The 11,454-nt window shown below is 73.2% G+C and carries 10 protein-coding genes and 1 pseudogene; 7 read left to right on the top strand and 4 right to left on the bottom strand.

The window, feature by feature from the left end; translation table 11 throughout:
- From ACFY36_RS48605 to ACFY36_RS48585, 5 genes and pseudogenes are all read left to right on the top strand, one after another.
- Nucleotides 1-126, top strand: a pseudogene (locus ACFY36_RS48605) (cobalamin biosynthesis protein CbiM); the annotation flags it as partial.
- On the top strand, nt 123-491 hold the full coding sequence (locus tag ACFY36_RS48600) for a PDGLE domain-containing protein (protein ID WP_499752729.1): 369 nt from the start codon (nt 123-125) through the stop codon (nt 489-491). The pseudogene ACFY36_RS48605 and the gene ACFY36_RS48600, both read left to right, overlap by 4 nt.
- Nucleotides 491-1,252, top strand: coding sequence for a cobalt ECF transporter T component CbiQ (gene cbiQ / locus ACFY36_RS48595; protein WP_499752728.1), 762 nt, complete (start codon nt 491-493; stop codon nt 1,250-1,252). Before ACFY36_RS48600 ends, cbiQ begins: the two co-directional genes overlap by 1 nt.
- Before the next feature lie 8 nt (nt 1,253-1,260).
- Nucleotides 1,261-2,034: an energy-coupling factor ABC transporter ATP-binding protein gene (locus ACFY36_RS48590; RefSeq protein ID WP_499752727.1), complete on the top strand. Its 774-nt coding sequence runs from the start codon at nt 1,261-1,263 to the stop codon at nt 2,032-2,034.
- A 23-nt stretch (nt 2,035-2,057) separates the two neighbouring features.
- Nucleotides 2,058-2,747: a TetR/AcrR family transcriptional regulator C-terminal domain-containing protein gene (locus ACFY36_RS48585; protein WP_499752726.1), complete on the top strand. Its 690-nt coding sequence runs from the start codon at nt 2,058-2,060 to the stop codon at nt 2,745-2,747.
- A gap of 238 nt (nt 2,748-2,985) precedes the next feature.
- Here ACFY36_RS48585 and ACFY36_RS48580 read toward each other — a convergent pair whose 3' ends face one another.
- The 3 genes from ACFY36_RS48580 to ACFY36_RS48570 are packed head-to-tail and all read right to left on the bottom strand — an operon-like array spanning nt 2,986 to nt 10,215.
- Nucleotides 2,986-4,368, bottom strand: coding sequence for a WD40 repeat domain-containing protein (locus ACFY36_RS48580; protein WP_499752725.1), 1,383 nt, complete (start codon nt 4,366-4,368; stop codon nt 2,986-2,988).
- 48 nt (nt 4,369-4,416) lie between these two features.
- Entirely contained in the window at nt 4,417-9,114 is a 4,698-nt protein-coding gene (locus ACFY36_RS48575) for a PDDEXK-like endonuclease domain-containing protein (RefSeq protein ID WP_499752724.1), read from the bottom strand.
- A gap of 57 nt (nt 9,115-9,171) precedes the next feature.
- Nucleotides 9,172-10,215 carry an oxidoreductase gene (locus ACFY36_RS48570; protein ID WP_499752723.1) on the bottom strand — a complete coding sequence of 348 codons (1,044 nt, stop codon included), beginning with the start codon at nt 10,213-10,215 and terminating at the stop codon, nt 9,172-9,174.
- Nucleotides 10,216-10,267: 52 nt separating this feature from the next.
- Between ACFY36_RS48570 and ACFY36_RS48565 the strand changes: the two genes are divergently transcribed.
- Both ACFY36_RS48565 and ACFY36_RS48560 read left to right on the top strand, forming a co-directional pair.
- The gene (locus tag ACFY36_RS48565; protein WP_499752722.1) at nt 10,268-10,612 is read left to right on the top strand and encodes a MerR family transcriptional regulator; all 345 of its coding nucleotides are present in this window, start codon (nt 10,268-10,270) and stop codon (nt 10,610-10,612) included.
- A 20-nt stretch (nt 10,613-10,632) separates the two neighbouring features.
- Complete coding sequence (locus tag ACFY36_RS48560; RefSeq protein WP_499752721.1) at nt 10,633-10,944, top strand: DUF1905 domain-containing protein; 312 nt, start codon at nt 10,633-10,635, stop codon at nt 10,942-10,944.
- Nucleotides 10,945-11,045: 101 nt separating this feature from the next.
- Here the strand turns inward: ACFY36_RS48560 and ACFY36_RS48555 are convergent, their stop codons facing one another.
- Nucleotides 11,046-11,393 carry a hypothetical protein gene (locus ACFY36_RS48555; protein WP_499752720.1) on the bottom strand — a complete coding sequence of 116 codons (348 nt, stop codon included), beginning with the start codon at nt 11,391-11,393 and terminating at the stop codon, nt 11,046-11,048.
- Nucleotides 11,394-11,454: the final 61 nt, after the last annotated feature.

Below are 11,454 nucleotides of genomic sequence, written 5' to 3'. Positions count from 1 at the left end.
GGCATCGGCGAGGGCATCATCGCCGCCACCACGGTCGCCACGGTCGCCCGCGTCCGCCCCGATCTCGTCTACGCCCTGCGGCGCTTCCGCAAGCCGCTCAACGTCGAAGTGGGAGCCCCGGCATGAGCAAGCGACTCGGATGGTTCCTGGCCGGCGGCCTGCTCGTGGCCCTGCTGCTCGCCGGCGTGGCCAGCAGCTTCGCCTCCGGCAGCCCCGACGGCCTCGACTACACCGCCCGCGAGGGCTGCACCTTCAACGCCGACGGCGAGATCACCGGCGGCACCTGCATGGCCCAGCAGGAAGGAGAGCACCAGCTCGCCGACAGCCCGCTGGCCGACTACGGCATCAAAGGCATCGACAACGAGTACCTCTCCACGGGCCTCTCGGGCGTCCTCGGCGTCCTGATCACCTTCGCCATCGGCGGCGGCATCTTCTGGCTGGCCCGCCGGCGGGGTCACACCGCGGCCGACACCTCCGAAGCCGGCAACTGATGGGCGCCGGGCACGCACACCCCCTGCACCTGCTGCGCGAGAGCCCAGTCCACCGGCTCGCACCCGAGGTCAAGATCGTCGCGGTCCTGCTGTTCACCATCATCGTGGTGATCACCCCACGGACCGAGTTCTGGGCCTTCGGCGGCTACCTCGTGCTCATCGCGGCAGTGGCGGTGGCGGCGCGCGTGCCCGCGCCCTGGCTGGCCAAGCGGGCCACCATCGAACTCCCCTTCGTCCTGCTCGCCGTGGCCCTGCCCTTCTTCGGCCAGGGCGAGCGGATCACCTGGCTGGGCATGTCGTTGTCGGTCGACGGCCTGCACGGGGCATGGAACATCTTCGCCAAGGGCACCCTCGGCGTCCTGGCCTCCCTGCTGCTGGCCGCGACCACCACCATGCGCGACCTGATCCTGGGCCTGGACCGCCTGCGCTGCCCCGCGGTCTTCACCCAGATCGCCACCTTCATGCTGCGCTACCTCGACGTGCTCGCCGACGACGCCCGCCGCATGCGCATCGCCCGCCTGGCCCGCGGCTACGACCCCCGCTTCCTCTGGCAGGCCAAGGCCTTCGCGGTCAGCGTCGGCTCTCTGTTCCTGCGGGCCTACGAGCGCGGCGAGCGCGTCTATCTGGCCATGGTCGCCCGCGGCTATCAGGGCCGGCTCCCCCGCACGGCCGACGACCACGCCCCCACCAGCCAGTGGCTGGCCGCCGCGGCCCTGCCCGCGGCCACCGCGGGAATCGCCCTGGCGGCGGCCCTGGGATGATGACCGGGATGAGCGACACAGAAACGGCGCTACGGGTCGCCGGCGTGAACTTCGCCTACCCGGACGGTCACGTCGCCCTGCGCGGCGTCGACCTCACCATCGCGGCCGGCGAGCGCGTCGCCCTGCTCGGGCCGAACGGCGCCGGCAAGACCACCCTCGTGCTGCACCTCAACGGCATCCTGCACGGCGGCACCGGCACCATCGAGGTCGCGGGCGCCCGCGTCGACCCGGCCGACCGGGCCGGCCTGGCCGAGATCCGCCGCCGGGTCGGCATCGTCTTCCAGGACCCCGACGATCAGCTCTTCATGCCCACGGTCGCCGAGGACGTGGCCTTCGGCCCGCAGAACCTGGGTGTACGGGGCGACGAGCTCACCGCCCGCGTCGACGAGGCGCTGGCCGCGGTCGGCATGTCCGAGCACCGCGACCAGATCCCCCACCACCTCTCCTTCGGCCAGCGCCGCCGCGTCGCGGTGGCCACCGTGCTGGCCATGCGCCCCGAGATCCTCGTGCTGGACGAGCCCTCCTCGAACCTCGACCCGGCCAGCCGCCGCGAGCTGGCCGAGATCCTCGAGCCGCTTCCCGTCACGGTCCTCATGGTCACCCACGACCTGCCGTACGCCCTCCAGCTCTGCCCCCGCTCGGTGATCCTCGACGCCGGCCGGATCGTCGCCGACGCGCCCACCCCCGGCCTGCTGGCCGATGAGGACCTGCTGCGCGCCCACCGCCTCGAGCTCCCCTTCGGCTTCGACCCGGTGTCCGCCGCGGCCCGCCTGCGCGCCTGACCGCGCCGGGCGAGGGAGAAGGCTTGTCAGCTTCGGGAAAAGGCACACCGGGGCGGCGGCACGTGCCCTCCGAAGCCGAGATCCTGGACGCCGCCCTGGCGCTGCTCGACGCGGGCGGTCCGCACGCGGTCACGATCCGCGGCACGGCGGCCGCCCTCGGTGCGGCGCCGAGCGCGGTCTACACCTATTTCGCCGACAAGGCCGCCCTCGAGCGCGCCCTGGTGGAACTCCTGCTGGATCTTCCCGAGAAGATCACCGCCGACGACTGGCGCTCCGAGGTGGAACAGCTCGCGCTGGAGCTGAGGCGACGGCTCGTCGCCCATCCGGGCGCTGTCCCCCTGTTGATCGGGGGCCCGCTGGAGGGCCCCGGCCCGCTGCGCCTCGGCGAGCGCCTACTCGCCCTGCTCGCCGAGGGCGGTCTCGATCCGGCGGCGGCGGCGCGCGGCTCGTACGCCGTCATGGTCTTCGTCCTGGGCGCGATCGCCCTCGAGGTGGCCGACGTGCCGGGGCCGGGCGCCCTGCCGCCGGAGACCGAGCGGGTCGACGCGCGCCGGGCCGCCCTCAGCGAGGTGCCGGTCGACGCCTATCCCCGCACCGCCTCGGCCGCCGGCGTCATGGCCACCTGGGTCGGCACGGAACAGTTCCGCTGGGGCCTCCAGCGTCTGCTGGACGGCTTGTCTCCTCATGCGGCGCCCTCGCACGAGCCGAAGTAGGCCCCGCGGCTTCAGAACACTCTTTTGTCGAGTCAATCCGGTGGCCGAACGCTCCGCTCAGCCTCGCCCACCGACACGTGCGTCCCCGACCCTAGACTCCGGCCGGCCAAGATCCAGAGTTATCCACAGTGGAAAAGTTATCCACAGGCCCGCGCCTTTGGCACACCGGGCGACCGCGGCGAGGGCTAGCTTCTCGGGCAATCGAGCGAGAGGAGCCGCAGCCATGATCCGAGAGGTCCTAAGCGGAGAGAGCCCCGTCGGCGCCCAGCGCCAGGATCACGAGCTCACCCCGGTGGTCGGTGGCGGTGAGGCGCTGGTCGTCGAGCCGTTGCAGGGTGGCGACCCCACTGCCGAACTCGCCGGCCAGGCGGGGCCCGACCGGCGGCCCGGTCCAGTCGACCGTCCAGGCGAAGAGCCGGAAGTCGTAGGAGGCGGCGACGACCACCGTGGCCTCGGCCGAGCCGAGCAGGGCGACCGTGCGCACCGGCTCCGGGGCGCGCAGGGTGACGCCGAGCTCCACCTCGTAGGCCCCGGGATCGAGGCGGATCAGGCGGATCGCCTGGTGGGCCGCGGTGACCACGATCCGCTCGGCGAGCGCGTCGACCGCCCGCACGGGCAGTTCGTGCTCGACGATGACCGTGCGGGCGCCGAGCGGGCCCGCGGTGACCGTGCGGCCGTCGGCCACGATCATGCCGTCGCGGAAGGCTACCGACGGGGACGACGGCTCGCCCGCCTCCTGTCGCGAGTAGCCACCCGAGAAGACATCGAGCAGATAAGGGCGGTCGCCGAACGACGCGACCGCGATGGCGCGGCCGCCGATGGCGAGCGAGCGGGGCCGGATGGCCGGATCGGTGTGCCGCCAGAGCACCCGGTCGGTGGCGTCGACGGCGAGGACGGTGCCGTCGTACCCGCCGGCGATCACGTACCGGCCGTCCGGGGACCAGGTGACCGCCCGCAGCGGCGCCGTGCCCGGTCGAAGCGTGCGGATCGGGTCGAGCTGAGGCGTGCGCAGCTCGATCGCGCCGTCGCGCCGGGCCAGCGCCAGCGTCGCCGCGTCGGGCGACCATGCGCAGGCCTCCGTGGCGGGCGCCTGCCGGGCGGCGAGTGGATTAGGGTCGCCGGCCAGGTCACGCACCGAGACCATGCCGCTCGTGCCGACCGAGGCGACCAGGCCGCCGTCGCTGACGTCGAGGCGCAGGCAGTCGTCGACCTCCCCGAGGTACTTCTCGCCGAAGGCGTGCCAGACCGTGGCCCGGCCGTCGCCGAGCTGACAGAGCAGGTGCTGCCCGTCGGGCATCCAGTGCACGGCGGTGACCGGCGCCGGGTGACCGCCGAGGACCTTCATGACGGCGGGCGGGCGGTCGTCGACCACGCGCCAGACCGCGGCGGCGCCGTCGGCCGAGCCGGTGGCGAGCAGGTCGGCGGCAGCCGGGTTGAAGGCGGCGCCGAGGACAGCCGACCGATGGGCTAATTCGGTCAGCCTGGTCGGTCGGGCCGGGTCGCTGGTGTCCTGCACGAGGACTCCGCCACCGTGGGAGCCGCTGGCGAGCCGTCGACCGTCGGCACGGAAAGCGACACAGCTGACCGGCGCGGCACCGGCCGCGGCGCTCCCTGATGTCACCCGAACCATGCTGGACATGAACCAGCAACGAGTCAATACGGCAATCGGTCAGGAGACGGGTTGAAGCCGCACAAGATCCACCCTTCGGTACGACTGGCCGGACGACGCGGGAAGCGCGCCCACGGCCTCCTCGATGACGGCCCGAAGCCGGGCCTCCTCCCCCGCCCGGTCGCGGTGCCACGCGGTTCCCCAGATCCGGTGCAGCCGCCAGCCGAGTCCGGCCAGGATCTCGGCGCTGATCCGGTCGCGGTCGCGCGCGGCCGTGATCGAGGCGTATCGCGGCCCGTCACATTGGATGCCGAGCGCGTACACCTCGCCGTCGTGCGCCGGGTGCCGGACACCGACCTCGACGCGGAACCCGTCGGCGCCGACCGACGACCGCACCCGATAACCCCACGACTCCACGACCGTGGCGATCTCCTCGGCCATCGGGTCGAGGGCGGACGGGAGCGGCGACGGCGCCAGGCCGCGCTCCGCGTACTCCAGATAGGCGGCCAGATGCCGTACGCCCGCGTTGGCCGACGCCGGGATGTCGCGCGACCGGATCGACGAGACGATCTCCACGCGCCGCCGGGCCCGGGTGATCGCCACGTTGAGCCGGCGGACGCCGTTGCGCTGGTTGAGAGCCCCGAAGTTGGTGGTGATCTTCCCGTCCTCGTCGTGAGCGTAACCGATCGAGAAGATCATGACGTCGCGCTCGTCGCCCTGCACCGACTCCAGGCTCTTGACGAACAGGCCGTTGAGCCGGTCGCCGTCGAGGAAGCGTTCCAGGCCCGGGTGCTTGGCGACCGCGCGTTCGAGGGCCGCCTCGATCGCGTCGGCCTGGGCCACCGAGAAGGTGACCACGCCGAGCGACTCCTCGGGCCGGGTGGTGAGGCTGTGCACGATCCGCTCGGCGACCCGCTCCGCCTCGACCGGGTTGTCCCTGGTCGTGCCCCGGCGATAGGTGCCGCCGGCCAGGATCAGCTCCACGCCGGACTCCGGGTCGGACGCGTTCGCGCACGGAAAGGTGATCAGCCGCGCCTGGTAGAAGGCGTGGTTGGCGAACGCGATCAGCGCCTCGTGACGGCTCCGGTAATGCCACGCGAGCGCGAGCGTACGGAAGGCGCCGCAGGCCTTGGCCAGCTCCAGCACCGACTGGAAGTCGTTGACGTCCGTCGCCGCGTCCTCCGCCGGCTCGTCCGCGCCCTCGGCATCGGAGGCGTCGGAGATCTCGGAGGAGGCCTCCGAGGGGTCGGCGGTGGACGACACCGCGAAGAACGACGTGGGCGGGAGCTGCTTGTCGTCACCCGCCACGATCATGGCCGACGCGCGGTAGACGCAGTTCACGGCGTCGCCCGGCGTGATCTGCGAGGCCTCGTCGAAGACGACCACGTCGAAGCTCAGGTCGGACGGGAGGTACTGGCTGACCGCGAGCGGCGACATGAGGAAGCAGGGCTTCACGGCGAGCACGGTGTCCCGCGCCCGCCCGATCAGTTCACGCACGGCCAGGTGCCGCGTCTCCTTCATCCCCTCCCGGCGCAGCAGCGCGACGTCCTCCGGCCGGCGCCCGGCCGCCTTGCGCTCACTCAGGACCGTCGCGATCGCCGCCGGAGCGGTGCCGGTGAGCGCCGCGTCCATCCGGCGGAACTCCTCGACCAGCCGGTCCCGCTCGGCCGAGCCGCCCGGGTGCAGCCGCCGGTCGGAGCGGATCACCGCGTCGGCCCACGCCGCGAGCGTCGCCCGCTCGAGCACCCCGCGCAGATGCTCGGGCGGCACCCGCTGCTCGGCGCAGGAGCCAACGGCCGCGTCGAGCCCGTGGGCGGCGAGCGCCCGCCGGGCCGCGAGGTGACCGAACCATTCCTCCTGACCGGCGCGATCGGCGATCAGTTCGTCCAGCAATCCGCTGGTGTACGCGTCCAGCGCCGCACCGATCTCCTCGTGCCGGCCGGCCGCGAACGCGGCGACGACGCCGTCCCGCGCCTGCTCCCAGGCGCCGGCCCGCTCGGCGAGCGTGCCCGCCGCCTCACAGGCGCCCAGCGCCGCCGCCTGCGTCTCGGTCAACGGCCGGTCCGTGCCCGTGGCCAGACGCCGGGCGGCCGCCGCCCAGCCGATCGCCTCGTCCAGTCCCTCGCCCAGCCCGGCCAGGGTCTCGTCCCCGTCCGTGCGCGACGCGAGCTCGTCCTCCGCCTCCACGACGGCCTTGCGCAGCCGGGCCAGCCGCAGCGCCTCGGCCAGGTCGACCTCCCGCTCGCAGGCCCGGCTGTAGGCACGCAGCGCCGTCGCGGCCGCCTTCAGCGGCTCCACCTGGGCGCGCAGCGCGATGATCTCCTCGCGGATCGTCTCGGCCCCGGGCTCGCGGACCCGGCGTGCCTGCGCGGCGACCCGTGCCATCCCCGGCACCGGCTTGCCCACCTGTTCGGCGACCTGCGGCACGGCCTCGGGCGGCGAGAGCCGCAGCACCTCACCGGCCACCTGCACCGCGTCGTGGATGGCGTTGAAGTCCGTGGCGTTGCGCCGCCAGTAGCGGCCCAGCAGCGGGGCGTACTGCCGCTCGGCCGCGGCCTGCTCGCGCAGCGCCACCTTCCAGGCCACCGCGGTGCCCAGATGGGCGACGGCCTCGGCCGGGGCCATCGACGGCTGGGCGAAGGCGGCCACCGCTTCCCAGTCCCGGCGGTACGCCCGGAACAGCTTGCGCAGGCCGCGGTGCACATTGGTGAGCCGGTCGGCGAGCTGCTCCACCGGCTGTTCGACGATCGACTCGTGGAAGTAGCGGCGGGCCTGCGCCTCGGCTGCGGCCACCGCCTCGGCCGAGCGGCGCAGCGCGGTCGCCGCGGCCGACACGGTGGCGAGCACGCCGGCGCCGAACCAGAACGGCTCGGGCCGGTTCGGCCGCGACGCCAGGTCGGCGATCGCGGCGAGCCGGGACAGGTCGGCGAACGTGACGACCGGCGGCAGCCCCAGCCGCGACGCGATGGGGCCCGCGTCGTGCAGCACCTCGTCGAGCACGTCGGCGTCCTCGACGTGGCGGTGGGCCGTCTCCTCGGCGGCGTCCGCGGTGAGCGTTCGCGGCTCCAGGGCCGGCGGCACGACGTCGGGCAGTTCGTGCCACTCGACGCCGGCGGCGGAGCGGACGGCCGTCCGCGCCTGCCGGACGGCGGTGAGGTCGCGGCCGCGGCGCTCGGCCGAGCGGCCGACCGGCTCCAGGCTGGGCGTGGTGAGCCATTCGCCGGGCACGCCGTCCGGGCGCCGCGCGGCGTGGGTGACCAGAGCGGCGAGCTTGCCGGCCTGGGAGGGCCGGGTGACGCCGAACGCCTCGGCGGCGGCCTGGTTGCGGGCGGCGATCTCGGCCAGCGCCCGCAGCGCGGCCCGGGCGCGGCGGAGACGCTCGTCGAGCGGCTCCCGCTCGGTCACGTCCCGCCAGAGGAAGTCACCGGAGATCGGCCGCCAGCAGCGGGCGAGCTCGTCGGCGGCCTCGCCCATCCGCTCGAGCGACTCGGGCGTCAACGAGTTGACCGAGACGTCGGGCAGTGGGACCTCGGCCGGTCCCAGCGAGCCGAGCACCTCGTAGAGAGTGCGGCCCAGCGGCTGGCGCACCTCGTTCATCGCGACCGCGTATCCGCTCAGGCGCTCGCGCCGCTCGCGGAGCTGCTCGCGGTCGACGGTGCGGCCGGCGCCGGGCACCGGCTGGTCGTCGAGGGCCGCGGCGAGCTCGCGGGCCACCTCCTTGCGGGTCGCCTTGTGACTGTGCAGTTCGAGCAGGTAGCCGTCCAGGCCGGCGTTCGCGAGGCGGTTGTGCACGACCTCCAGCGCGGCGGCCTTCTCCGAGACGAACAGGACCCGCTTGCCGGCGTGCAGGAGGCAGCCGATCATGTTCGCGATCGTCTGCGACTTCCCGGTGCCGGGCGGGCCGTCGAGCACGAAACTGCGCCCCTCGACCGCGGCCGCCACGCAGGCCCGCTGGGAGGCGTCCGCGTCGAGCACGAGCGGCATCTCCTCGGGCGGGGCGAGCCGGTCGATGTCGGCGGCGGGAATCGGGTCGAACCCGGCGCCCGGCTCGCCGCCCGCGAGGGCGCGGATCAGCGGGTGGGCGGCGATGCGCTCCTCGTTGTCCAGGAGGTCGCGGTACATCGCCTCCTTGTGGAACGAGAAGGTGGAGAGCAGCACCGTCTCGTCGGTGTGCCAGTCGCGGCCGCTGAGCGCTTCGCGGAGCTGGGCCAGATAGGCGGGCACGTCCAGCTCGGCCAGGCTCCCGGCGGTGGGCAGTTCGACGCCGAGCCGGCGCAGGCGTACGGAAAGAGCGGGGTTGACCACGGGGTCGTCGCCCGTGGACCGCAGCTTCGGCACGTCGCCCGGGCCCAGCGCGGTCAGCTCGACCGGGAGGAGCAGGATCGGGCTGGTGAAGGCGACGTCCTCCTCGTCGCGCCAGCGCAGCATGCCGGCGGCGAGATGCAGCACCGGCACGCCGCGGTCGAGGAAGTCCTGACGCGACCGGCGCAGCAGGCGGCGCAGCTGGCCGCCGAGCGCGGAGGCGGTCAGCTCGGTCTTGAACAGGCCGCCGGGCTCGGGCTTGGCGCCGAAGGCGAGGAAGCCGTACTCCCGGCCGTCGCGGACCGCGCGCACGACGTCGCCGGCCGGCGGGCCCTGGACGTCGATCGAGCCGGTCTCGGATCGCTTGAAGTTCAGGAGCCGGTTTCCGGCGTCGAGATTGACCAGGCCGTCACGCCAGGCACGCAGGGCCGCACGCTCCGCAGAAAACTCGGACATGCAACACATTTCATCAACTGGCGCTCACGTTCGCTGGAGAATCACCAATCCAGTTGGTCACCAGTAGCGATCCTCGTCCGCCTTCCGGTAATCGTTGATCTCGCCGAGGCGGCCCTCGCCGGCCAGGCGCACCCACGACGGGTTGCCCAGCAGCACCCGGCCGAGGGCGATCAGGTCGTACTCGCCCCGGCGGCGGCGGTCGAGCAGCTCGGTCATCCGCGGCGAGCCGACGAAGTCCCGCGTCAGGCCGACCGAGCCCACCGTGATCGACGGCAGGCCGGTGAGCCGCTTGGCCCAGCCGGCCAGGTTGAGCGGGCTGCCGTCGAACGCGGGCTCCCAGAAACGCCGCTGAGACGCGTGCAGCACGTCGGCGCCGGCGGCTGCGAACGAGCCGAGGATCGCGCCGAGCGCGTCCGGCGTCTCCGCGATCCGAGCGGCGTAGTCGCGCTCCTTGAACTGCGAGAACCGCACGATCAGCGGCATCGACGCCGGGATCTCGCCGCGGACGGCGCGGATCACCTCGGCCGGGAAGGCGGCCCGGTCGGCGCCGAAACGGTCGGAGCGGCGGTTGGTGAAGGGCCACAGGAACTCGTCGAGCAGGTAGCCGTGGGCGGCGTGGATCTCGACAGCGTCGAATCCGGCTCGCACCGCCGACCGGGCGGCCCGGGCATACGCGTCGAGGAGCACCGGGAAGTCCCGGGCCGCCATGGCGTGGGTGGCCGGGCGCCCGGCCTCGGGCACGGCCGAGGGCGTCCACGCCCGTACGCCGTCGACGGGCTCCCGCTGGCTGCCGAGGTGCCAGAGCTGGGCCGCGATCCGGCCGCCGGCGGCGTGCACCTCGTCGGTGACCAGGCGCCAGCCCGCCTCGCGCATGCGGGGGACGTCCGTCTCGTGCCCGGCCGACGGGTGGTCGATCAACACGCCCTCGGTGATGATCAGCCCGACGCCGTTCTCGGCCCGGCGGCGGTAGTAGCCGGCCGTACGCGCCGTGGGCGTTCCGCCCGGCGACTGCGAGCGCGTCATCGGCGCCATCACGAACTGACTGCTCAACGACATGCCGGCCAGCGTGACCGGCTCACTCAGGGCGCTTGTGGTCATCATGGAGCCACGGTAAAACTTGACATCCGTGTAAGGGTCAAGAGGAGTTTCTGTGATGCGCATCGGCGATCTCTCGGCCGCGACCGGCGCCAGCCCCCGGTCCCTGCGCTACTACGAGGATCAGGGCCTGCTGAGCAGCTCGCGGAGCTCGGGCGGTCAGCGGCACTATCCGGAGACGGCGGTCGAGCGGGTACGCCTGATCCAGTCGCTGCTCTCGGCCGGGCTGAACAGCGCCACCATCCAGGACGTCCTGCCGTGCATCAACAACGAGGCCATCCGTACGCCGTGGCTGGCCGCCCGCCTCACGTCCGAGCTCGAACGGGTCGAGTCGCAGATCGAGGACCTGCACCGGACCCGCAGCGTCCTGGCCGGGCTGGTGAAGCAGTACCGCGTCGAGTGAAGTTGTCGTACCCCCGTGCGATGCTTCGCGGCGTGGAAGTCGACTTCGAGGGCGAGCTGTGGATCTGGGACGCACGTAAGGGTGAGAGCTGGACTTTTGTGTCCTTGCCGGTGGACGCGTCCGAGGACATCCGTCATCTGACCGAGGGCATCCGGCGGGGATTCGGGTCGCTGCGCGTGCGGGCCTCGGTGGGCAGCAGCACGTGGCAGACCTCGATCTTCCCGGGCAGCCAGGGTGCCTTCGTCCTGCCGATCAAGCGCGCCATCCGCAAGGCCCAGCACCTCGAGCCTGGCGACACCGCGGCCGTCACCGTCCAGCTGCTGGACCTGTGAGACGAAAGCCCCGGCGCACCGCGCGTGCGCACCGGGGCTGAGAAAGCGGGCCGTGACCCGCCGGCCGGGCGCGGCGGGCGGGCCGGCCGGGCGGGCCGTGGTCAGAACCAGCGGCGACGGCGGTAGTGGCCGTGGTGCCGGTAGTGGCCGTGATGACGGTAGTGGCCGTGGTAGCCGGGGGCCTGGCGGTAGTGGCCGTGGTGGCCGTAGCCGCCCGGGTAGGCGCCCGGATGTCCGTAGGCGCCCGGATGTCCGTAGGCGCCCGGGTGACCGTAAGCGCCGGGGTGCTGGCCGTACGGGCCCGGGTGGCCATGTGCGCCCGGGTGGCCGTAACCGCCGTGGTGGCCCTGGCTGCGGGCGATTCGGTGGTTCACTTCGCGCAGCATGCCGTCGACAACCGCGTTGTGGCCGCCTCCGTGGCCGCGCTTCTGGAGTTTCGAAGCGACCATCGAAAGCACAAACCTCTTGAATCCACCGCTCATCGGTTCCAGCCTCCCTGCCTGGTGACCG

This window comes from Actinoplanes sp. NPDC000266, from assembly GCF_042899005.1.
Classification (GTDB): domain Bacteria; phylum Actinomycetota; class Actinomycetes; order Mycobacteriales; family Micromonosporaceae; genus Actinoplanes.
This window is presented reverse-complemented; position numbering and strand designations above follow the sequence as displayed.